At 46.6% G+C, this 23,455-nt stretch carries 23 protein-coding genes and 2 pseudogenes; 8 read left to right on the forward strand and 17 right to left on the reverse strand.

Annotated elements, in window-relative coordinates:
• Positions 1-9: 9 nt before the first annotated feature.
• The 3 genes and pseudogenes from HUN05_00130 to glpK form a co-directional block, all read right to left on the reverse strand.
• Positions 10-339, reverse strand: a pseudogene (locus HUN05_00130) (ABC transporter ATP-binding protein).
• A gap of 66 nt (positions 340-405) precedes the next feature.
• A complete protein-coding gene (locus tag HUN05_00135; GenBank protein ID WDP83772.1) occupies positions 406-1,449 on the reverse strand; it encodes an ABC transporter ATP-binding protein in 1,044 nt (347 codons plus the stop codon).
• Positions 1,450-1,501: 52 nt separating this feature from the next.
• Positions 1,502-3,018, reverse strand: a pseudogene (gene glpK, locus HUN05_00140) (glycerol kinase GlpK).
• Positions 3,019-3,507: 489 nt separating this feature from the next.
• Here glpK and HUN05_00145 point away from each other — a divergent pair.
• The 6 genes from HUN05_00145 (at position 3,508) to HUN05_00170 (ending at position 7,727) form a co-directional block, all read left to right on the forward strand.
• Positions 3,508-3,975, forward strand: a complete 468-nt coding sequence (locus HUN05_00145; GenBank protein WDP83773.1) for a type III secretion system chaperone — start codon at positions 3,508-3,510, stop codon at positions 3,973-3,975.
• Positions 3,976-4,035: 60 nt separating this feature from the next.
• Positions 4,036-4,656, forward strand: a complete 621-nt coding sequence (locus tag HUN05_00150; protein ID WDP83774.1) for a hypothetical protein — start codon at positions 4,036-4,038, stop codon at positions 4,654-4,656.
• A 26-nt stretch (positions 4,657-4,682) separates the two neighbouring features.
• Positions 4,683-5,564, forward strand: coding sequence for a hypothetical protein (locus tag HUN05_00155; GenBank protein WDP83775.1), 882 nt, complete (start codon positions 4,683-4,685; stop codon positions 5,562-5,564).
• Positions 5,565-5,652: 88 nt separating this feature from the next.
• The gene (locus HUN05_00160; protein ID WDP83776.1) at positions 5,653-5,832 is read left to right on the forward strand and encodes a hypothetical protein; all 180 of its coding nucleotides are present in this window, start codon (positions 5,653-5,655) and stop codon (positions 5,830-5,832) included.
• A gap of 352 nt (positions 5,833-6,184) precedes the next feature.
• Positions 6,185-6,856, forward strand: a complete 672-nt coding sequence (locus tag HUN05_00165) for a hemolysin III family protein (protein WDP83777.1) — start codon at positions 6,185-6,187, stop codon at positions 6,854-6,856.
• Positions 6,849-7,727 (forward strand): alpha/beta fold hydrolase, encoded by an 879-nt coding sequence (locus HUN05_00170; GenBank protein WDP83778.1) that lies wholly within the window; start codon positions 6,849-6,851, stop codon positions 7,725-7,727. Before HUN05_00165 ends, HUN05_00170 begins: the two co-directional genes overlap by 8 nt.
• A gap of 100 nt (positions 7,728-7,827) precedes the next feature.
• Here HUN05_00170 and HUN05_00175 read toward each other — a convergent pair whose 3' ends face one another.
• Positions 7,828-8,553, reverse strand: coding sequence for a transporter substrate-binding domain-containing protein (locus HUN05_00175; protein WDP83779.1), 726 nt, complete (start codon positions 8,551-8,553; stop codon positions 7,828-7,830).
• 400 nt (positions 8,554-8,953) lie between these two features.
• Here HUN05_00175 and queD point away from each other — a divergent pair, with 400 nt between their 5' ends.
• A complete protein-coding gene (queD, locus tag HUN05_00180) occupies positions 8,954-9,334 on the forward strand; it encodes a 6-carboxytetrahydropterin synthase QueD (GenBank protein WDP83780.1) in 381 nt (126 codons plus the stop codon).
• Between the two features lie 309 nt (positions 9,335-9,643).
• Here queD and HUN05_00185 read toward each other — a convergent pair whose 3' ends face one another.
• From HUN05_00185 to HUN05_00195, 3 genes are all read right to left on the reverse strand, one after another.
• Positions 9,644-10,477 carry an MBL fold metallo-hydrolase gene (locus HUN05_00185; GenBank protein ID WDP83781.1) on the reverse strand — a complete coding sequence of 278 codons (834 nt, stop codon included), beginning with the start codon at positions 10,475-10,477 and terminating at the stop codon, positions 9,644-9,646.
• 269 nt (positions 10,478-10,746) lie between these two features.
• Positions 10,747-11,631: an SGNH/GDSL hydrolase family protein gene (locus HUN05_00190; GenBank protein WDP83782.1), complete on the reverse strand. Its 885-nt coding sequence runs from the start codon at positions 11,629-11,631 to the stop codon at positions 10,747-10,749.
• A 54-nt stretch (positions 11,632-11,685) separates the two neighbouring features.
• Positions 11,686-12,690, reverse strand: a complete 1,005-nt coding sequence (locus HUN05_00195; GenBank protein ID WDP83783.1) for a bile acid:sodium symporter family protein — start codon at positions 12,688-12,690, stop codon at positions 11,686-11,688.
• A 56-nt stretch (positions 12,691-12,746) separates the two neighbouring features.
• Here HUN05_00195 and HUN05_00200 point away from each other — a divergent pair, with 56 nt between their 5' ends.
• Positions 12,747-13,958 carry an IS256 family transposase gene (locus tag HUN05_00200; protein ID WDP83784.1) on the forward strand — a complete coding sequence of 404 codons (1,212 nt, stop codon included), beginning with the start codon at positions 12,747-12,749 and terminating at the stop codon, positions 13,956-13,958.
• A gap of 56 nt (positions 13,959-14,014) precedes the next feature.
• Here the strand turns inward: HUN05_00200 and HUN05_00205 are convergent, their stop codons facing one another.
• The 10 genes from HUN05_00205 to HUN05_00250 form a co-directional block, all read right to left on the reverse strand.
• Positions 14,015-14,443 (reverse strand): hypothetical protein, encoded by a 429-nt coding sequence (locus HUN05_00205; protein WDP83785.1) that lies wholly within the window; start codon positions 14,441-14,443, stop codon positions 14,015-14,017.
• Positions 14,444-14,826: 383 nt separating this feature from the next.
• Entirely contained in the window at positions 14,827-15,279 is a 453-nt protein-coding gene (locus tag HUN05_00210; GenBank protein ID WDP83786.1) for a DUF302 domain-containing protein, read from the reverse strand.
• Positions 15,280-15,338: 59 nt separating this feature from the next.
• A complete protein-coding gene (locus HUN05_00215) occupies positions 15,339-17,663 on the reverse strand; it encodes a U32 family peptidase (protein ID WDP87845.1) in 2,325 nt (774 codons plus the stop codon).
• A 181-nt stretch (positions 17,664-17,844) separates the two neighbouring features.
• Complete coding sequence (locus HUN05_00220) at positions 17,845-18,537, reverse strand: hypothetical protein (protein ID WDP83787.1); 693 nt, start codon at positions 18,535-18,537, stop codon at positions 17,845-17,847.
• Positions 18,530-19,075 (reverse strand): hypothetical protein, encoded by a 546-nt coding sequence (locus HUN05_00225; protein ID WDP83749.1) that lies wholly within the window; start codon positions 19,073-19,075, stop codon positions 18,530-18,532. Before HUN05_00225 ends, HUN05_00220 begins: the two co-directional genes overlap by 8 nt.
• Positions 19,029-19,274 (reverse strand): DUF2132 domain-containing protein, encoded by a 246-nt coding sequence (locus HUN05_00230; protein WDP83788.1) that lies wholly within the window; start codon positions 19,272-19,274, stop codon positions 19,029-19,031. Before HUN05_00230 ends, HUN05_00225 begins: the two co-directional genes overlap by 47 nt.
• A gap of 13 nt (positions 19,275-19,287) precedes the next feature.
• Positions 19,288-19,917, reverse strand: a complete 630-nt coding sequence (locus tag HUN05_00235) for a flavodoxin family protein (GenBank protein ID WDP87846.1) — start codon at positions 19,915-19,917, stop codon at positions 19,288-19,290.
• Positions 19,918-19,967: 50 nt separating this feature from the next.
• Entirely contained in the window at positions 19,968-21,197 is a 1,230-nt protein-coding gene (gene serB / locus HUN05_00240) for a phosphoserine phosphatase SerB (GenBank protein ID WDP83789.1), read from the reverse strand.
• A 96-nt stretch (positions 21,198-21,293) separates the two neighbouring features.
• Complete coding sequence (locus HUN05_00245; protein WDP83790.1) at positions 21,294-22,157, reverse strand: DUF89 family protein; 864 nt, start codon at positions 22,155-22,157, stop codon at positions 21,294-21,296.
• Positions 22,154-23,452, reverse strand: coding sequence for a CCA tRNA nucleotidyltransferase (locus HUN05_00250; GenBank protein WDP87847.1), 1,299 nt, complete (start codon positions 23,450-23,452; stop codon positions 22,154-22,156). The genes HUN05_00245 and HUN05_00250 overlap by 4 nt, the downstream gene beginning before the upstream one ends.
• Positions 23,453-23,455 lie beyond the last annotated feature (3 nt).

Genomic DNA, 23,455 nt, shown 5'->3' on the forward strand with positions numbered 1-23,455 from the left:
TGCTATAAACCCCCGGTTGCGCAGAGGAAAGGCCAGGTTATTAAAGACCGACATGGTGTCATAAAGGACAGGGAACTGAAACACCTGGGCAATATTGCGTTTTTCAGGGGCAAGCCCGGTAACATCCTTGCCATCAAACAAGACCCGCCCCCGGGTGGGGGTGATCAATCCTGAGATCACATTGAGAAGGGTGGTTTTACCGCAGCCCGAAGGCCCGAGCAGGGCATAGGCCCCCCCATCCTCCCATACATTGTGAATCCGCTTGAGTGCATAGTCTAACGGTGCTTTAGAAACACGCCCATAGGAGTGGGTAATTTCTTTTAGATCAATTTTAGCCATGGGATTTCCTTTTTATCCTTATCTTCCATGGACCAGAGGATCCGGCGCCAGCACCAGATCTCCAGCTTAGGAAAAAACAAAAAAATTAGCCGGGTTCATAAATACCAATGTATTTGATCCGATTTTCAAGGAAACAATGCCCACCTCCTGGACCACCAGGCGTTCGCCTGAGCAGTCCACATGGATAAAGGTTTCAGATCCGTTGATTTCGGCAAGCTTCACCCGTGCGGTCAATTGGAGGTCGCCTGGGTCCTGGGCCTTTAAAAACAGGTTGTTGGACCTTATCCCCAGGATATAAGACCCCGGGGTCAATTGCTTGAGATGTCCGGAAAGACTCAGAACATCCCCGGAGTTTAAAATAAGGATCTCCCCCTCCACCCGGCAGGCAAGATAATTGATGGGAGGATCTGAAAACACTTCGGCCACCTTAAGGGTCGAAGGCTCTCTGTACACCTGGGTGGTCGGTCCTGTCTGGAGAATTTTTCCCTGGTCCATGACAACGATATTTCCGCCGAGTTTCAAGGCTTCACAGGGTTCGGTGGTGGTATAGACCACCATGGCATTCCGGTGTTTGAATATCTCCTGAAGTTCGGTCTGCAGCTCTTCTCTTAATTTATAGTCCAGGTTGACCAGGGGTTCATCCATGAGCAGAAGCTGGGTATCTTTGACCAGGGCCCTGGCAATGGCGGTGCGCTGCTGCTGACCGCCGGACAATTCTGCGGGCAGCCGGTCGAGCATGGGGGTCAAATGAAGGATCTCAGCCACCTCAGTCACCCGCTTTTGTATTTCAGCTCTGTCCATTTTTGCCACCTTGAGCGGAGAGGCGATATTGTCAAATACCGTAAACGAGGGATAGTTGATAAACTGCTGGTAGACCATGGCAATACTGCGCTTTCTCACCGGGACCCCGGTGATATCCCTATGGTCCATGACAAGCGATCCCCGGGTGGGACGGTCCAGTCCTGCCATGATGCGCAAAAGAGAGGTTTTACCGGCCAGGGTGCGGCCGAGTACAACGGTTTTGGACCCGGATTCAATGTCCAGATTGATATTGGACAAATGGATCTCTTTATCCAGGCTCTTGTAAACGTGTTCAAGGGATAATCCCATTATCTGCCTCCCGGAAAATAAAATTCGGATACAACCCGAATCATTGTAAAAATTACCTGGGGTCAACCCAGTTTAACGTCCGTTCAACCGCCTTTTCCCATCCTGCACACATCTTGCTGCGCCACGGTTCGTCCTGACACAGATGCCAGGTGGAATGAGCAAACCACTTGGATTTAAGCTCGCGGGTGCCTGACCAGAAGCCCACGGCCAGGCCTGCAGCGTAGGCCGCTCCCCTGGAGGTGGCCTCAGCCACCCGGGGCCGAATCACCGGGACATTTAAAATATCGGCCTGGAACTGCATGAGAAGGTTGTTTTGAATCATCCCGCCGTCCACCTTGAGACGGGTTAACGAAACCCCGGAGTCAAGATCCATGGCATTTACAATATCCCTGGCCTGGAAGGCTGTTGCCTCGAGCACCGCCCTGGCAATATGGGATTTATTGGCATATTGGGTGAGCCCTGCAATAATACCCCGGGCATCCGAGCGCCAATGAGGGGCAAAAAGCCCTGAAAAGGCCGGAACGCAATATACCCCCCCGTTGTCCTCCACACGACCGGCCAGCCCCTCTATCTGCGACGCATCCGAGATAAGTCCGAGATTGTCCCTGACCCACTGAACAAGGGAGCCGGCATGGGCAATGGATCCTTCCAGGGCATAGACGGGATCCTGGGTGCCCAGCTGATACCCCAGGGTGGTAATCAGGCCGTGGATTGAGGCCATGGGCTTGTTACCCGTGTTCAAAAGCAAAAAACAGCCGGTGCCGTACGTATTTTGGCCTCCCCAGGCTCAAAACAGGCCTGACCGAACAAGGCGGCCTGCTGGTCTCCCAGGGCCCCGCACACAGGGACTTCTGCATTCATGGGCCCCCGGACCGAGGTGGTGCCCCAGATGTTGGGGTCTGAACAGGGCTTGATCCGGGGCAGTCCTGAATCAGGGATATCAAGGATGGAAAGAATATTCTCGTCCCAGTCCAAACAATGGATGTCCATGAGCAGGGTGCGGCTGGCATTGGTGACATCGGTGACATGGGCCCCGTGGTCAGGGCCGCCGGTGAGATTCCAGATCACCCAGGTCTCCATGGTGCCGAACAGGGCGTTCCCTGCCAAAGCCGCTTTTTTGGCCTGGGGAACATGATCAAGTATCCATTGAATTTTCGGACCTGAAAAATAGGTGGCCACCGGAAGGCCCGTGGTCTGCCTGAACCGGTCCTGACCGCCGTCGAGGATGAGTTTTTTACAGATCTCATCGGTCCTTGCACACTGCCATACCACGGCATTGTAAAAGGGCAGCCCTGTGTTTTTATCCCAGACCACAACGGTTTCCCTCTTGTTGGTGATACCCAAAGCCTTGATCTGACTGCCGAGAATTTTCGTTTTTTCAAGGCCCTTGCGGATCACGGTCCGGGTGTTCTCCCATATTTCCATGGGATCATGCTCCACCCATCCGGGTTGTGCAAAAATCTGTCGGTGTTCTTTCTGGTCAAACCCCAGAATGATTCCCTCGTGATCGTAAATAATAAACCGGGTGCTTGTGGTTCCCTGGTCAACCGCACCGATGTATTCTGTCATGAAACGCCTCCTCGTCATCCTCATCCCGGATAAAAACGCCGTACCAAACCATGAAAAACCACCCAGGCCAGGTGTATCATCACCTGTTTTAAAGGGGCCTTGTCAGTGGTCTTCCCTTTTTTTTGACAAAAATGCATATTTCAAGCCAGGATCAAGAGGCTTGATTTTATGGCGTGAATCACAAGGGGAACGGGAAAAAAGAAAATTTACATTCTGTCAGGTTTTTTTACAGTTGACCCGGACAAAAAAACCGCATATTTCACGAATCGATTTTGGTTTAGCTGCAAGACGCCAGGGCGTGACGCCCTGTTCACTTTACTGCGAACGATCTGCAACGCCACAGATGAGGCAGAATCGGTTCGCCCAAAGGGCTTGAATTTTTAAAAAATCTAGGGAAAAAACTATTTACATTCAGGGTGTACTTTGGCTGGACTCTATTATATTCCTAGGGGCTTGAGATGAAACATTAAAATTCTACGGAGGGCTCAAATGGATATTGCTAAACACGCTGACGACCTATTGGATCATCTGGGTTCTGTCTTAAACCTTACCAACTTAAAATTTGATGATAATAATCAGTGTTTTTTTACCTTGGAGAAAAAAATGGTTTTCATGCTTTATCTGGATGATGAAGAGATGAATTCAATCATCATAAACCTGCCAATGGGAATGCTTCCGGAAAATGAAAACCGTGAACGCCTGATGTATGAAATGCTATGCGGAAATTACTGCTGGGGTATTACAGATGGTGCAACCATTGGCGTGGACGAAGAAACGGCTGTCATCAGCTTGAGCTATTTGGTACAGCTTCCCCTGCAGGCCCAAGGACAGATGGTTGATATTGTAGCCAAACTGGTTGCCGTTGCCCAGTATTGGATGAAAAAGATTGAAACCATATCCCAAGAGGCAGGGGTGATCAAGTCCCCCCAGACCACAGCCAATTTTATTCGGGTTTAAAAAAACACCCTTTTTAATCCAGACAATTGATAACTATTTTGAAATAAAAAGGAAATACAAATGGCACCTGACGTAGGAGATATCAGCAGTTCTCCGATTATTATCCCCCCCCAGCCCCAGGTTTCCGATACGACGTCACCCACACAGGTCCGCCCCGGCACGGTTCAGGGTCAGACAATTCCGCGCAGTCCCAGAGATGTTCAAAGTGTGGGCGGTCAACAATTAACGGAACCCCCAACCCTGAGCGCCATGGACGCGGATGACGAAATTACGGTTGCCCGGGATATCATGGCGGATCTGGCCGAGGGGCCGGATGAAGCAGAGGCCCCCAAAGCAGGCTTGCTCAAGCGCTTTTTCCAGGCCGCCGGCCGGATCATCAAATCCATTTTTACCCGGCCGAATTCCGAGCCGCGGTTTCATGATCTTCCGGAAAATATCAAACTCCAGCACCCCAGCGGGCGCGAAATCACCCTCTCGTCCAAGGCCCTGCCGCCGATTCCGCTTGGAACCAGCCTTGAAGATTTCACCGCAGGGATTCAGGATAAAATCAACCGCGACGGTGAATTGGTAAATACAATTTTAGATGGCGATATCGACGATCGCCAATGCGGTCCCAAAGAGATGACAGATATCATGTGGTTTATGCACACCGCAACCGAGACCAAGGTTGGTGAGACCTGAGACCAGGGGGCAATCCCAAAGACGGGGTGGAAGAGCCCGGGCCAAACCGGCCGGGCAATGCCCATGACGGCGAGGCCTTTCGGGGCCATATCAAAACAACCATAAGATCAATCTTTAAAAGGATTACAGGCTCAAACACGGCACCGGGCACCCACAAGGAACGTATCCCCGGCGCATTGAAAAAAGGGTATAAGGACCTGATTAAATCAACGCCTAAATCCTTGACCGCAGGGGGGCAGAACCTGCGTGAGCTTTTGTCCCAGAACAAACCCACCTCAAGTTCCGGGGGCATGCGGATTATGAGCCAGAATCTGGATCAAGCCATTGGTTTACTCCAAGGCTCACAAGCCCCCGGCAGCCAGGAGACGCTTACCGCGCTCAAAGCCTTTAAATCCGCGAACCTTCACGGTACGGGTGAACAGGACCATATGAACCTGCGCTTCGGCAGCGAAGTCATCTTCAGCCAGCAAGAGCTGAAAACAGGGTTTAACAATACAATGAAAACCACGGTGGGTGAGCTTGCCCAGCAAATCACCAGCGATGTCGACCATGGGGTGTTAATGGGCAGTCTACAGCAGGAACTCATCGATGGGGCAAAAAGCGATGACAGCACCATGCAAATAAACGAACACGGTGTTGCTGAATCCTTTCACCTGGATTTTGTTCAGCGTGGGGATCCCCTCTCCATTGATGGACATTCCATTCCATGGGAAGCAGATCCCGAGATCACTGGAACCGAAGATACAGGGACCCGCCGTCTTTCGGCAATGAAGGACTTGTTTGGTGATAATACCCAGGCCATGGCCTTGATGAGCAAGATTACCAATCAGATGTCCCATGCTTCTGTGCAGTTGGCTTTGACAGGCTTTGACAAGGGGGGGGCCCTGGGATATGGCCAGCGGGATTAATATCATTCCCGTGCATTCCAGTACACCCAATTCAGAAACACGCAGCTATTCAATTTTCAAAGATGAGGGGGGAAACTTCCATTTACAGATGAGTTTAAGCTCTAAGCTCGAGGGAATTATGCATCCTGACAAGGGCATGATTAGATTGGACCCTGAAACCTGTTCACGTTCATACAGTTTTGAAGCAATGATTCCCTCAGATACCACGGGACGGCCCGAGGATATCCAGGTTCTTTCAATGAACTATCAACTCAAGGCCTCTGAATAATTTTTTGCACGCTTTTGTCATCAACGCCTGTACCTGCAAAGGGTACAGACGTTGATCTGTTCAAAATCATTTGCCTGATTAAATGCTATTCCCATGGACAGCCAAAGGTTTCAGCTATACAATCAAAGGTTTCAGCATGGACTCAAGCCTGATCTTTAATGCATTTTTTGCCCATGGAACATGGGGACAAAAAAATCCGTGCAAAAAAAATCGATGTAAAACAAATGTAATCCATTCCATTCTCCGGTATTCAAATCTTGAGTTGAAATGCTATAAGGCCTGAACATAATAAAGGAACCCAACCTGATCGGGGTATAAAATCAATTGGTTCGTCCAAAGGGAAAAACGGATTTTGAATACAAAAAAAGCAGGCATCAGACATCAGGAAGCATTTAATTGTTATTCACACCTGGCAGGGGGGATTGCCGCCCTTGTGGGCACCATTTACCTGGCAAAACTGGCAAGCAGTTCAGCATCGACCTTAATTACCGCGCTTATTTACGGTTTTTCCATTGTATTTCTCTTTTCTGCCTCCACCCTCTACCACCGATTTAAAAAAAAAGAGAATGAACTTTCCTTGTGGCGGAGAATGGACCGCCTGGCCATTTTTTTCATGATTGCCGGAACCTGTACCCCCATCTGCTATTTTTGCATGGAAGGAAATTGGCGCTGGGCCATGATTGCCATCCAATGGGGGTTGGTGGGATTTGGGGTCATTTCCCAATTATTTTTCCCCAGTGCCCCAAGAACCCTGTATGTCCTGATATACATTATCATGGGCTGGGCCACCCTTTTGCCCATTCATCAGGTGCTGGCAAACATGTCCCAGGTTGAAGAGATCCTGTTGTTCACCGGCGGGGCTGCCTTTACCCTGGGCGGCCTGATTTATGCGATTAAAAGACCCCGAATGGTTCCCGGGGTATTTAGTTTTCACGAATTGTTTCATGTCATGATTCTCATCGGCGGTGTGCTTCATTATGCCATGATCTACCGGGTTTATTTTGACATTGCAGCCAATGCCTGAGACCTCTAAAATCAGTTTATCAGGAAAAGAACTGTTTCAAAGAGAACTCAAAAAATTTGAGACTGCCTACCAATCTTATTTTTTAGAGGGTGAAACAAAGCCCAGGCATATTGGCGAGCCCTTTTTGCTGCACAATCGGTCATCCACCAGAGGGATTCTTCTGGTTCACGGATTAATGGCCGCCCCTGAAGAGGTCCGTGAATGGGCCCAGTTTTTATACGCAAAAGGATATACCGTATATGCCCCCAGGCTTGCCGGCCAAGGGACTTCGGCCGTTGACCTTAGCACCAGGCATTATACCGAATGGATCGAATCTGTGGATACGGGCAAGGCCATCCTCAAACCCCTTTGCAGCAAAATGGTGATCGGCGGATTTTCAACCGGGGCAGGCCTCGCCCTTGAACAGGCCATACATCACCCCAATGATTTTGATGGCGTAATCTCAATCAGCGCCCCGCTTAAATTCAAAGGCCGATCTGCCGATTTCGTGGAAATCCTCCATGCCTGGAACAATCTGGTCTGCGGTTTTGGAATGAATTGCCTGGCCAGGCCATATGCTCAAAATCACCCGGATAATCCCCATATCAATTACCATCGCTGCCCTGTACAGGGTATTGTTCAGGTCAAAGCCCTGATGAAAAAGGTCTATCCCGGCCTTTGTTCCATTAAAATCCCTGCCCTGATTATCCAGGGAACGGCCGACCCCAAAGTGGACCCTAAAAGCGGGAAAAAAATATTCCAGGGTCTGAGCCGGTCTGATGCATATTATCGAGGAATAGATTTTCACCAGCATGGGATAATCCGGGGACAAATTGCCCAAAAGGTGTTTGACGAAGTTGACACTTTTCTCAAGGTCATTTACCCGGCATAAACCAATAGTTTACCCCATTTGTTAGCCCCTGTAAATCCCTTTTGTTTTGAGTTTCTTTCGAAACATCCATGCCAAAAAATAAAAAGGCCTGGCCAATCTTTTATTGAGACCTTGCCATAATTTTATCAAACGAGTGATCATGTTTCATCTCCCGGATGGCTTTGGACACTAAACTTTCCAGCCGCCTTCCCCGGGCGTTGTCATGAAAGGCAAAAAAAATATCTTCCTTTGAAACAGGTTGGAACTTATCGTATTGAACCCGGGAGGCTTTATTGGTATTTAAAAACGCGTTTAATCCGGATTTTTCCTCAACCACAAAGGCATCGATTCGCCTGGCCAATAATTTTCTGACATTGCTCTCATCCCTGTTGGCCAGAGAAAATCGGATTTTTGTATTATTTAACAATGCGTTTGAATAGGTATACCCCCGGGTCAACCCGATGGTCTTGCCTTCCAGACTTTTAATATCATTTAACAGGGGCCCGTTTTTTCGGGTAAAGGCAAAGTCTTTTCGCACATAAAAACTCTCCCTGGATTTTAAATATTTCTGATCCGGGGTGAAAATAGAATTGATTGCGGGAAATAATACCTCTGTTTTTTTGTTTGCAAAGGATAGGGTGGCCCTTTTAGGCGGCGCCAGATAAATTTCGATATCCAGGTTGGCCCTTTGCCCAATGGCTTTGACAAGTTCGATAAACACGCCCGTGTTTTCATCAATCACCATCAAAGGAATCGGAAAAGAGCCAAAAACCACCCGTTCTTCTAGGTAAGCCGACACGCTTACACCCAGACTGAATACCGCGGACAAAACTAATATCTTCAACATCTTCATGCATTTTCCCTAATAAAATTAGGAAAGCGATATTAGGGCAGAAGACTTTGCTTGTCAACACCAGAATGGCAGGGGGGGGTAACATGCCCCTTTTTTAGCAGGTCCGTATAAGGTCCTTTAACAGGCCAAATGAATTATGTTGTGTTCAAAGGTGTCGATCTTTTTTGAAGGCAAAAAAGGGTCATGATTATTTTGATTCAGCCATGGGTTTATGATAGGGTTCTTCTATGGATTTTTACAATCATCCTTTTGAGTTGATTTCTGTGCTGAAGAAAAATTTAATTTGTGAAAATGCACGATAGTGTCCAAATTTAATGGCCTGAACTCAAATTTTCGATTGTGGGTTCTGCCCACCCAGGCCTTAACCTGTTTTCTTTTCATCCGGGAGTAGATTATGACAGGCGTATATGAAATCTATGTCAAAGACCATTTTGCCGCCTCCCATGCCCTCAAGGGATATGGCGGCATTTGTTCTAAAATCCACGGCCACAACTGGACAGTGGAAGCTTGGATCCAATGCACCAGACTCAATAAACTGGGAATTGGCATCAATTTCAAAGATGTAAAACATGTAATCCGGGATGTTTTGGATAAGCTGGATCACACCACCTTAAACGAAATAATGGAATTCGGCAGCATCAACCCCACGGCTGAAAATCTGGCCAAATTTGTCTATGGAGAATTATCCAGGCGGTTGAATACCGAGCATATCAAGGTAAACAAAATCATGGTGTTTGAAAGCCCTGAATGCGGGGCAGCCTACCAGGAAAGATGAGTATTGACAACGCCAGCGGCCCGGTTCAGCCCTTTTCTTTGGTAAACAAGGGTCTGAAAATTTAAGATTGCGGCTTAAAATTGAGAGATTGATAATTCAGGGTGTCATGAAACTGACCACAAAAGCCGGAAGATTTGAGTTACTCTTGTTCCGGCTTTGCGGTCATCTTATTTTTTTCTCAAAAGGTTAAGCTGCGAACACCATCCGGGTTCCGGACATATTGAGCAAAAATTGATCCGGCATCTCCCGGGCAATCCGGACGGATGCATTCCTGCCCGTGCAATGGGTGGGAACAACATAGGTTGGATTCTACTCCTTGAGTGCCATGGCTGTGGGTTCGATAATGGGGGCAAACTCCTGGCCGGTCAAATGGAATCCGCCCATGACGGCAAAAAGCGCGTCCACGCCGGTCTGCTCTTTTGCATACTCAATGGTGTTAATGATCCCGGCATGGGCACATCCGAAAAGGATAACAAGTCCTTTTCCCCTGACATGGGCCACAAGGGAGGTGTCATCGTCAATGGCGTCCCATTTTTCTTCTCCACCCTCCTGGTAGTGAAAGGCGGCAGATCCTTTTTCAAATTCGGTTTTTCTGGGAATACCGCCCAAAAACCAGAGGGCCTCATCAAGCATGGGATAGGGGGCTTTTGATTCAATTAAGTCTACTCCGGCCGCTTTTATCTCCTCTTTTTCCAGTTTGGGCATCCCAATTTTAAACTCTTCTGTGATTTTGATAACACAGTCTTTCCTGAATGCTGCCGGGTGGGCCACAAGTTTCATGCCCTTTTGACCGATTCCCTCAACCATGGCTTTAAAGCCGCCGGTATGATCACTGTGCCCATGGGAAAGGGCCATCATTTCAATAGTTGAAAGATCAACATTGAGCGCCTTTGAATTCTCAAAGGCCCCGGTTTGGGAAAACCCAAAATCAAACAGAACGGTTCTGACCGTATCACCGCAGATAATGGAAACAAGGGCTGAAAACCCGTGTTCTGCAAGGATACTATTTGCAAAATCCATCCCCTTTAGGGGCATGGCACGCTGCACCACATCATTGCCGTCCTGGGAGGCCAGATCGACATAATTGTCCTGAAGGGTAAGAATTTCAACTTTATCAACTTCTTTGAGTATGATCTTTGCCATTGCGCTCCCTCCTTAATCTTTTTGTATCGGCTCCAAAAAAACACCCTTGGGCCGATAAATTTTAGAATCATATGCCGGCGGATATCCGCCTTCTCCCTTACCGTCATTATTACAGTCCAGGTATTCTCCAAAAACAGATTTGATGGTGCCTCTCAGATGGACTTTGTGGGGGGTTGTAGCCATGGGTACAAACAAAGGAAGCCCAAGATTAAAATCAAACACACCAAGGTTTTTCTAAAATCCCGGACCATGGAAACCTCCTTGAATATTTATTCGAGAGCCCCTGTCGTCTTTGCAGATAAATCATTGTACCCCCCCAGAAACCCCTCTATTAATCCGGCAACGGTCAAAGCGCCCCTGCCGTTGAGATGAAGGTTATCCGTCAAAAAAACAAAATCATTGTTTTCTGCGATCTCATCCCAGGTTCGGCCCAGGATATAATGGCTGAAGATCGCTTTGTACATCAGCTTGTACTCCCCTGCCACATAGGAAGATTTCATTTGAGGGTCACGGGTTTGCAAAACAGCATTCATCTTTTCGTTTAAAGGAAGATACACCAGATTATGCTGGGCAGCCAGGTCTTTGATAATTTTGGAATATTCTCTCGTTCTTGCAAAGCCCGGGTGTCTCCTGTCTTCGGTAATGGGCGGCAAAGAGAGCAGCCCTATTTGGGCCCTGGTTTTTGTCCTCAGGATATCAATGATGGCAATCAGATTCTTCTCATACCATTTAGGATCAGGAATCCTGGGCAGGTTCTGTTCTCTGACATATCTGGCCGCATTTTTTTCATTCAAGGTGGCTGACACATCATTGGTGCCGATCAGGATGGTAATGAAATCAGGGCTGCATTTGACCACCTCATCAATCCTTTGGAGTACATTATAGGCCAGCTCGCTGTTGATGCCTGCATTCACAAAAAAAACATCCTGACCTTGAAACCTGGCCTGGAGTTCATCCACATAGTTGTGGCTCACCCTGCCGTGGGTAATGCTGTCACCGATACAGACCACCACCTTTTCAGCCTTTTTCCCTGATGCCAGAAATGCTTTGGGAGTATTGTCGGGAAGTTGGGTGGCAGACTGGTATCCATATCCGAGAATCACAACCACCACCCCAACAATACATACCGTGCAGATCAATATTTTTTTAATCATAATATCCTCCGATTCATACCATTTGCCTGATTTTCCAGGGGAGTGCCCCTCTCTTTAGTTTATGGGAAATAATTTGGGATAGACCTTGATGGCAATGATCCCGGCAATATACATGGACAACCCGAACATCCCGGACACCCAGAACATTGAGGAATGAAAATCCCCCATGGCATCCTGAATCAACAGGGCAATGGTCATGGCCAAAGAGGCATTTCTCAGGCCGGTTTCAAGGGAAATCGCCCGGACCTGAACATGGGCAACCTTGAAAAGGACCGGTACAATAGCGCCGACCACCATACCTGAAGCGCTCAGCATAAGCACCATGGTATAAAACAAAAGACCATGCCGCCGGGTATCTGCAAACCCTTCAAGGTTGCTGAAAATACCGGCAACGATAAGGAACAAGAGTGCAATAATACCCAGGATGCTGAATACAGGGGTGATTTTCTTTGCAAGGCCTTCATTGAACTTTCGAAATATCATGCCAATGGCAAGGGGAAGGATGACCAGTACGGTAATGGTCACGGCAATGATCTTTGTGGGAACGTTTACATCGGGTATATTGGCGCAATAGGCATTTAAGAGCAGCGGGACAAAAAATATGGATAAAACCGTGAACAGGGAGGTCAGCGAAACAGACAGGGCAACATCCCCTTTGGCATAATGGGTCATCAAATTGGAGGTTACCCCTCCGGGCGTGGCCGTGATCAGGATCATTCCCACATAGATATAGGGATAGGCAGAATGAAACCCCATCAAATAGCCAAGTGCCACGGCAATCAGCGGCATGATCCCGAACTGGAGCACCACCCCGATAATAATTCCCCTGGGTTTGGAAATAAGGATTAAAAAATCCTTGCCCGTCAGGGTCAGTCCCATACCCACCATGACAAAAAAAAGCATGAGTATGATCATCAGTTTAAAAATTTTATCAAACAAAGGCTGTTCCGGCGGGGTGACAAACTGGGCAAACTTATATTTCTTATTGTTGACGATAGAGTCCAGAACTTTAATATTAAAGTTGAGCTTGCTGTCAATAAGCGTCTCGAGGGCGTTCAAAATTCTGTGTCAGTTGAATGAAAGCTGATATACTCAGCTAAATAAGGAGAACTGACATGACCGAAGAAAACACCGAATTTGATTTTCAAAAAGCCCTTAAAGGCATCCAGGAAGGTAAACCCTTCACAGGTAAGGGCGGCGTCCTTACATCATTAATCAAAAATCTTGCTGAAGCTGCTCTTGAAGGAGAGTTGGAGTCCCATCTCGGGCAGGAAGTTTCTGCCAACCGCCGTAATGGAAAAAGCAAAAAGACCATTAAATCCCTGGATGGTAAATTTGAGCTAAAAACCCCGCGTGACAGGGCCGGAACCTTCTCTCCACAGATCGTCAAAAAACATCAGACAACGCTCAGCGATGAAATTGAAAGAAAGATAATAGCCCTTTACGGCCTGGGCATGAGTTATAATGATATGGCTTCCCATTTACAGGAAATCTATGGACTTGAGATTTCAAATGCCACTCTGAGCACCATTACCGATAAAATCATCCATACCGTCAAAGAATGGCAGGCCAGGCCGTTGGAAAATGTGTACCCAATCGTATGGCTTGATGCCATACATTATAAAGTACGAGAAAACGGAAAGGTCGGCAGCAAAGCCGTTTACACAATTCTTGGGGTGAATATCGAGGGCCGCAAAGAGGTTCTTGGGCTGTACATATCCGAGAATGAGGGTGCGAACTTCTGGCTGCAGGTGTTAACAGACCTTTCAAACCGAGGGGTAAAAGATATCCTGATTGCCTGTGTTGATGGTCTAAAAGGTTTTCCCGAGGCCATTGAGACCATATTCCCGGACACAGAAGTTCAACTCTGCGTAGTCCACCAGATCCGAAATTCATTGAAATACGTTGGTTCCAAAAATAAAAAGGAATTTATGGCAGATCTAAAACGTGTTTATAAAGCGGTCAATAAGGATCTGGCCGAAGAAGAACTGGATATCTTGGAAAATAAATGGAATGACAAATACCCGATTGTGATAAAATCCTGGCGGAACAACTGGGAACGCCTCAGTCATTTCTTTAAATATCCAGAAGAGATTCGACGGATAATATACACCACAAATACCATTGAGGCTGTGCATCGACAGTTTCGAAAACTGACCAAAACAAAGGGATCATTCCCGAACCAGGACAGCCTGTTAAAACTGCTTTACATGGGGATCCAGAACGCCAGTAAAAAATGGACAATGCCGATTCAAAATTGGTCACTGACAATTTCCCAGTTGGCAATTTTCTTTGAAGGCCGGCTGGATAAAGAGCTGGGAATTTGATAGGGATTTATTTACAGATGGAAAAGATGGTTCCAGGAACTCCGCTCCAGCAAAAGTCAACTCCTCCGACGTGGCTGATTGAAGGCCCATTCTCGGACCTGACTTTTACTTCCGCTGGCGCTGAGGCAGATCCGGGAACCGAAACCGTGACACAGAATTCTGAACATTCCCAGCGTCTCCAGTTCCTGGTATGCAAGATCCGCCCTGTCCGGGATGGTCAGGATGATGATCTGTCCCTGGGTGCTCCTGACAAAAAAAAGCCGGGTCTCATCTGGGCTGCCCTCTTTTGTTGAGGTTAAAAACCTTAAGTGCCCTTTGAACTGAACCGGGTTTGCCCTATCCCAGTTAAGGGTTCGTGGAGCGGTGTTTAATTTTTCAATCATAGGATTTTCCCCGTTGCGGGCAAGAGCGGAAAGGTCTTTGTAAAATGCCTCTCCTGTTGCGATATCCGCCATGGCCGCGGGAGAAAATAAAAGAATAACCATGAAAAATAATGTAACCAAACCCAGGAACGCCGAATTCAAACCATGTGCTGTTTTAGTACATGGTCCAGTCAAAAGCCACCTCCGAATCTGCTGAAAAAAACCGTGAATTCAATCCCTGTTCACCAGGGCACGCATACAATATCAGAACTTCTGAAAAAACGGCGCCGCAAAACCAGTTAATATCTTTCTAATCCAGATATTTTCCTATGAACTCCCCATTTATCATCAATGATGATAAATGAGTACAATACCACCATACTCGTTGAGCCATGATATAATCAAGTCTTTATCAAGCTTCTTTTTATTGAGGGACTCTATTTTTTTCTTTGTTATGATCTTGTGCCCATTGAAAAACATGTCCTGTTAATCTGAATTCTTATACCCTATTCTTTGTCTGCTGCTGATTTTGTTATATTGGCAAGAGCCTTCTCTATTTTAGAAATCGCTTTTTCACAACCAGACATTTTGTGTCTTTTTTGCAAATATCTTGGGTCATTATAAGATATCCAGACCTTATTATTTTCGTCTTTCCAGATGAGTGCTTTTTGCGGTAAATCTATGGCGATACTCTGCTGACATTTCATGAGCGGACTGCCGGCCTTTGGATTTCCGAATATTTTTAATTGGGTTTCACCTAATTGAATACCAATGTTGCCGGCACTCTCAGAATGGTTAATTCTGTTAAAAATAGTCATCCCTTTTTCATTTAAAACCCTTTCCATTCGATCTGCTGTATTTTCAACGCTAAATTTACTTTCTACATTCAGCATCCCGTCTCCCGCATATACGGCTGATGTGACCAAAAAAATTGTGAATATCACGCTTGATATTTTCATTTCATCCTCCTTTTAAGGTATAGCCCTCATCTCTGCGGCCTGTCCGCAGAATATTTTTCTTAGATGCCTTTTTTATATTGGCCGTTGGTCGAGGGATGAATCATTTGTTTGAGTATATTTTCTGAATCGGAGACTCCACTTAGAAAATTTTCAAAAAGCGCAATTATACAGGATTTATCCATCCCTATTTTAGTCTGGGTTTTAATATCCCTTAAATCAACAAAAAAACTGGAGAAAACATTTGGAAAATCAGTGAGGATATCTGTATTCAGAAAATTCTCATTATTATAGATGCAATGATGGTTGTTCTTTGTTTTCTGAATAAAAAAAGGAACCTTGTTTAAATTTGTAATGGATGAAGATCTATTACATCTTGGAATACAGTCTTCTTCAATATAATCTTTTTCGCATCCAATCACCCGGTGAAGCAGACATTGCCTGCTGGTCATCAATAAAATAGGATGATAAAGACTATAATACAATTTAAAATTTGCCGGCTTAATAATACTTTTGATCTGTTTTCGGCTAATCTCATTTGAAATAAATGAACCGTAACAATTAAAATTTTCTTTTAAACATAAAAGGCTGAATGAATTGACAATATTTAAAAATGGACCTGCTATCCAGGGAATTGCCTTTTTACAGGCTTCATAAGCGATGCCGGTATTATTGGTTACAATCAGTTTTGGCTGCACACGTTCAAGAAATTTTACCCCAGCTATATAGTCTTTTCCGATTAGAACAGACGGAAACCAGGGGGTTAATTCTTTATTTTCTAAAAAAAAATCTATAAACCCGTCACCATCGTTAAGACTGTCAGGAAGTTGAAAAAAAATATTTGCAGCGCTTTTATTGAAAAGATGCAAATCCTTTTTAGAGGAAATTAATACAGAAAGACTGGGCTTAATTTTTATAGGCTTTTCTTTTTTTAAGAAGGGAGGGTCAATTGGGTCAAAAATTTGTTTTGAACCACTTAAGATAGATAAAATTTGTTTTTTAATCCCGGTAAGATCTTTAAAAGATACAAAAAGATCTTCCTGAAGATTATCTAAATCCATATGTTCAATGTAATATGCCGTGTCATTTACGGCCTTGAACCGGCTTAATAAAACACCCTGATTCAGGCGCCTGTCAGGGTTTTTATTTTTTTTGGGGCCAAAGGATTTGCCGCCCGAAAACATTGCTGCTGCATCTTTTTGATGGTTCGGGGTGTGCAGGATCCGGGGATCAATACCGGCATTTGACAAATTGGTTTTAGAACGTACAACAAATGAATCGTCACCACTTATTACAGTCACGTTTAAAGGGGTGCCAATTTTTCCTGAAACCCTTATTGTTAAAGGAATTTTTGCTGTAGTTAATCCTTTGATTTTGTTTTTGACAATGGTTGAGGTCTCAGCTTTTTCTTCATAATACCTGATTTTCTTTTCTGCCGTCTCCTTATCTGTTTTGGAAAATTGTTTGATTGAATTGTCCCGGGGGCTATCAATAAACATATTTTTATGAATATCCCCCCTTAAATACGCATTTGAAAAATCCCGGTTAAAGACCTTATAAAGATCACGATTGTCCGGGTTGATTCTCTTTTGACCATAAAAATTCTGGACACGTTTTTTCCAGCAGTTGACCACTGAATACACATAGTCAAACCCCTTGATTCTGCCTTCTATTTTTAAGGAATCAACCCCGGCCTCAGATAATTTTTCCAGATCAAAAAAAGCTGAGTTATCTTTAAGATTAAGGGGAAAATCCTTACCCTCAGGGGTGGTAAGATACCTGTCGCGGCAGGGCTGGCTGCATCTGCCGCGATTCCCTGAGTTCCCCCCATGAACAGAACTCATATAACACAGGCCTGAAAAACCAATGCAATAAGACCCATGGACAAATACCTCAGTACTGATATCTTTTTTTTGCCCGGTCAAAGCCAGATCTTTTATCTCAGAAATACTCAGCTCCCTTGCCAGGTTAACCCGATTGGCCGAAAGCCTGCTCAAAAATTTTATCTGTCCTGGATTATGTGTGTTGAGCTGTGTGGAGGCATGGATTTTCAGGCCATCAAAATATTTGGATAATAGGTAGAACAATCCGAAATCCTGAACAACAACCCCGTCAATACTTGTATTGATCAATTTATTGAGCAGCCTTACAAGGGCCGGGATTTCATTTCCCGTGATCAATATATTAAGGGTTAAAAAAACTTTGCAATTGTTTTTATGGGCAAGGTGAATCACCCCGGTTAAATCGTCAAAATTTATATTGGCGGCCCGGTTTCTGGCGTTAAATTTATTCAGGCCGCAGTATATGGCATCCGCACCTGCGGCTATTGCCGCTTTTATGGAATCAAGATCTCCGCCCGGGGCCAGCAGTTCGATTTTATTTTTCATATTTTTTATGGTGAGACTCACCCCCTAACCTTTTAAGCTCATCAATGCATCCGAATAAATTTAAAATTATTTTCCCCAAAGGCCAGCCAAACGGCCGTTGCCGTTTTAAAAGAAAGGCTCAAGACTTAAACCCGAATATTGATTTTGCTTTAGCTGAAAGACACAAGGCATGTGACCATGATTACCTGTGTGCGGCTTTGTGCCGGATCCTAATATCAACATAGTATCTCAACCACAAATCCCCTTCGGGTGAAGAAAAAAAACCACGTTTTTTTGAGCCAAGGCCATACCCTTTTTGGGCATTTTCATAAGCGCCGTCAAGGTCCCCGTGTTTATCGCGTACCTTTGATTCCAGAAAAAAGGCCAGGGGGGATTTTGGATCCGCCCGCCGGGCATTCCAAGAATCTGTTGCCGCTTTTTTATATTCGCCCACTTTCAAGTGAGACAACCCCTGCCGGGCATAATAATAGGCCTGGATCATTAATTTTATTTGGCCTGAATTTTCAAATCCTTTTTTAAAATCATGGAGGGCAACCGAAAATTTTTTTTGCCTGTAGTTCAGATCCCCTCTTTGCAGATAACACAGGCCGCAGAAAGGCTGAAGCACAATCGCCTGATCCAGGTAATCCATGGCTTTTTCAGGATGATTATGGCGGATGGCATATTCAAGTTTCAGCGCAGAGTTGATAATTTTTTCACCCTTTTTTGCAGCAACAATCGCCCGTCTTGCATGGCGCATGGCCTGGTCCATATCCTGGTGTTTATATGCCTGGTATGCCTGGCGAAGTTCCTTTTCAGCATCCCAAAAAAACACCCCCGCCCCCAGGGCTGCCAGGGCAAGGATAATGGTCACCCCCCGGACCCATTTAATCATTGCCGGCCTCCCAATAGCTGTTAATGCCGACAAGGAAGAAAAAAACCATGAAAAAAAGGTCAAACAAATTTAAAAAAATCCAGAAACCGCCACTCACCCCCAGTTGAAAATTTTTTGCAGCCGCTCCCCCTAAAAGGCTGATCCCCCATACGGTCTCACGTGTTCCATCCTGGATGATCCGGCCCAGCCACCCCAAGGGCTCAAACCAGGGCTGGGCAATGACGAATCCGATTGCCTGGGCAGCCATAAAACAAAAAAGCAAAATCACGACCTGAATCATTGGCCTAAAATTTTTCACAGATTTACAAGTGGGAACCGGGCATAAGATATGGGCCGCCCAGGGAATGAAAAGCCCCACAAGGGTTCCCTGGCCCAGCACAAAATACCCAAGCCAATACCGGCCATACCCTGCAGCGACACCAGCAATAAGTGCCAGCACAACACCAAAGCCCAGCTCAGAGAGTTTTATCCAGCCGGGGTTCCGGCCTGAGCTATCTGGCATTATCCCATGGCGATTTTTGGTTAAACGTTGAAACATACAGGCTTTCCACCTTATCTCTGGCCCATTGTGTTTTGCGTAAAAACCTCAGAGAGGACTTGACGGACGGGTCACTTTTAAAACAATTGATATTGATCCTCTGGGCCAGCCCTTCCCAGCTGTAATGCTCCTGTAATTGAATCACCGCTTTTTCCAGGGTGATTCCATGCAAGGGGTTATTTTTCTGTTTATTGCCCATGGTCTACCCTTTTTTATTGACTGATTGATTTGGCAAGGCGTTTACCTATATTTGACGCCCTTTCCAAGGTTGCGGTATCTTTTTTTACCCTTGCTTTTTCAAAGACCTTAAAAACCGATAGTTCTTCAATCACTTCATACCCGAGCGCTTCCAGGGGTAATTTCATCGCTTCAATGGTAAATCCCATATCTTTTTTGTTCTCCTGCTCACAAACAGCAACAACAACGGCCTTGCGGTTTTGATTTTCAAATTGACTGGACCAGGCTCGCGGGTGAGTCTTTTGAAAATTATAAAAGCAATATAAACGATCGATGAACGCCTTCATCCATGAGGTAATATTATAGTTGTGGGTGGGGGAAACAAGAACCAGGCCCTGTGAAGAAATTATACCATTATAAATTAAGGACATCCCATCGGTCAGCCCGGTACAGATCTTATCTTTCCTGCATTTTTCGCAACCGATACACCCTTGAAACTGCACATCTCTTAACTGCACTGAACGGCATTGAGTCTTCTCTTCTGCGGCAGCATGGATGATTGTGTTCAGCAGAATATCAGAATTTCCTTTTTGCCTGGGGCTGCCGCCAACGCCTAAAATTTTATTGGAAGGAGTCATGGTCTTTGGTTTAACAATCTCACCCATTGTATTTATGGACATTTTAGTCTTGTCCTTCTTGTTTATCGGTACTCATTTCAGGTCATGGGCTCGGACTGGCTGATCTCCCGCTCATGGATGCCGATCAAATACAAAAGCCCGTCAAGACCCATGGTGGAAATGGCATTGCTGGCCTTTTCCCGGACCAGGGGCTTGGCATTAAAGGCAACGCCCAGGCCTGCAATTGAGATCATGGGCAGATCATTGGCCCCGTCCCCCACGGCAATGGTCTGATGGATGGACAGATTTTCCCGTTGGGCAATTTCCCGGAGCAGGCTGGCCTTTTTTTCTCCGTCCACAATTTCCCCGTGAACCTCGCCTGTGACCTCCCCGTTTTTAATCTCAAGCTCGTTGGCATACACATAGTCAAATCCGAGCCGCTCTTTGAGGTAATTGCCCACAAAGGTGAATCCCCCGGACAAAATCCCCAGTTTATACCCCAGGCCCTTGAGGGTCCGGATGACCAGGTCCGCCCCTTCGGTCAAAGGAAGGGTCTGGGCAAGGCCTTGAATCTGTTCTTCTTTTAAACCGCCCAGCAGGGCCACCCGCCGCCGGAAACTTTCCGCAAAATCCATCTCACCCCGCATGGCCGCCTCTGTGATTTTATCCACCTCATCTCCCACCCCTGCCAGTTTGGCCAGTTCAACAATGACCTCCGCCTGGATCAGGGTGGAATCCATGTCAAAGACCACAAGTTTCCTGTTTTTCCGGTAGATATCGTCCACGTGAAAAGAGATATCAACCCCCTGGGTCTGGGAAATCTCCATGAACCTTCCCCTCATGTCCTTGATATCTGTTGGCCTGCCTGAAACAGAAAACTGGATAGAGGCTTTGGGATTGGTCAGGGCATCTTTCACAGATCGGCGGCCTGAAAGCCTTGTAATAGAATCAATGTTAAGATCGTTGGCGGCAATCACCGAAGTCACGGCTGAAATCTGGCTTGCAGTAATGGCCCGGCCCAGAATGGTGATAATCCGCCGCTCCTTGCCCTGGGCATGGACCCAGGTTTCGTAATTGTCCAGGTCCACAGGCTTGATTTCTACTTTCAGCCCCAGGTTATGACCTTCAAACAGCATATCCTTGAAAATCAGGGAAAAGTCCTGGGCACAGGGAATCTCCGCAAGAATTCCCAAGGAAATATGTTCATGAATAACCGCCTGCCCGATGTCGAGGATGGTGACACGATACTGGGCCAGAATCCCTGTGAATTTTGCATCCAGACCTTTTCTGTCCATGCCGCTTATATTGATAAGAACAATATCTCCCATGAGCTGCCCTTTTTCTTGGTGTTAAAATTTGCCTTTATAGCCTCAGCTTTTTTATTAGTAAAGGATTTTCCCCTGAAAACCCGGGACATCCAAACATCATATCCCCCCTTGCTTGACCACTAAATCTCCGATGTTGCAGCCGGCATACCGGGCCACCACCGAACATTTGGCCTTGAACAAAAACCAGGTTCGAGGATCCCCATGGTCCAGGGTTTCAAAATTACCCTGGCCCTTGGCAATGATGAGATCTGCCTTGTGAAAAACGGATTTAAAGGCATTGGAACAATAATCCACAAGGGTGCCGGGGATGTTGGTACCCGAATCCACCACCTTGACCATGGAGGTCAGGCCTGCGGCACGGGCATCTTCCATCACAGCATCATTGATCACAGGTTTGCCCCGGACCGCATAAATCACCTTTGAAAGATCCATCTCTTCCAGCAATAGCCGGTCAAAAACAATCTCGCCGGCATTATCCGCCAGCCACAGAATATTTTCAGCCTTGTCCACGGCCCGGTAAAAGGTTTCAATACTGCCATGGACAGACGTTTTCAGCGAATGGGAAATCGTATCTGTCACCAGTTTTTTGCCCACATGGGCGCTTACCCCGAAATCAATGATATTACCGGCAATGGCCAGCCGGACCCCGGTATCAAAACGGGCCCTTCTGTTCCCGGCACTGGCCTTAAGGGCCAAAAGCTCAGGGTATAGGTCCAAAGCCATGTCATTGCAGGTTTTCTTTAAGGGGCCGTAGGGATCGTCTACGCCTGTAACCCGGGCCACAGTCTCTTGAACAAACCGGGCAATCAGAGGCGGCGGGGTTTTAGGATCCGCAACCGCCAATTCTGCCAAAACGTTCCGGATAATTTCCCCCACAAGGGTCTGATCTTCAGTGGCAAGGCAGGCGGCATTCAACCCGGCGCTGACAAGACAAGGATAACACTGATTGTCCATTTTCATGGCAGCAATCCCCTGATCAATCTTTCAAGTGCCTCTCGGGTGTTAAGACTTGGATCTGCCACCACCTGGTCAAAAAGTTTTTTTTTAACCTTTCCCACCCCAGGCCCCGGCCCCATGCTTAGAATGTTCTGAATATCCCTGCCGGAAATCTCAAGATCATTGATGTTCAAGGCGGCCTGATTTGAAATTTCATCCAAGATTTTTTTAAGGCGGATACGAATCTGGGAAAAGGTGTAAGGGGACTTGGCCAGATTCCCCTTTTTATCGGCAATTCTCATCCTGAGAAAATCCTTGTGGGAAAGATTCAGATCGGCAAGCATGACCAGAAGCCTGCGCACCGCTTTGGGGGTGGTCTTTTCGTTCAAAGGAGGCATATGTCCTTTGACCAGGGAAAGGATATATTCGGCCTCCCGGCCGGAAAACCGAAGACGGGCAAGATCATTTTCCAGAGCATCACAGCATTGTTCGTGACCCGCAAAGGTCAGCTGTCCCTGTTTTATCCTTGCGGCATCATACTTGCCCACATCATGGAGATACCCTGCCAGCCGGAGCAAGGGCCGGGAAAAAGGCAGGGCATCCCCCACCAGAAGACAGTGTTCAAAAACGGTCTCCCCGTGAAAAGGCCCCCCGTCAAGGGTGTGGCACCGGTCCAGGCTGGGAAGTATCAGCCCCAAAAGGCCGGTGTCGTGGAGAAGGGTCAAGAACAAAGAGGGAAAATCCAAAGCCATGGCCTTGATCAGTTCAAGCCGGATTCTCTCTTTGGAGACCTGGTCAGCGATCAATTGCCTGTGGGTTTTAATGGCGGCAAAGGAAGCCGGCTCAATCCGGCTGCAAAATTTGGCGGCAAACCGACAGGCCCTGACCATTCTCAAAGGATCTTCTTTAATCCGCTGGACAGAATCCCGGGTAAACCGGATGATGCCATCCTTGATATCCTCTTTCCCCTTAAAAGGGTCAATCAGGGTTCCTGAAAAAGGGTCCAAAGCCATGGCGTTGATGGTAAAATCCCGCATCCCAAGATCAGAGATGGGGAAATCAGCCCCCGAACACTCGCTTCTGCACGAGGCCACCTCCACCCCGTTGACCAGGGTAATGGGAAAGGCCTGGCCCACCTGCTTTGTCTTTTGATCTTTGAACAGGATTTCCACATCTTCCGGATCTGACCGGGTCAAAATATCCACATCATCAAAATCCAAGCCCATGATCATGTCCCTGACGGCACCGCCCACAATGAATGCGGCTCTGCCGGAAGCGGATAACCGCTCGAGGATCAATCCAACCCCTGGCCAGTCCATCAG

The organism is Desulfobacter sp. (assembly GCA_028768545.1).
Taxonomy (GTDB): Bacteria; Desulfobacterota; Desulfobacteria; order Desulfobacterales; family Desulfobacteraceae; genus Desulfobacter.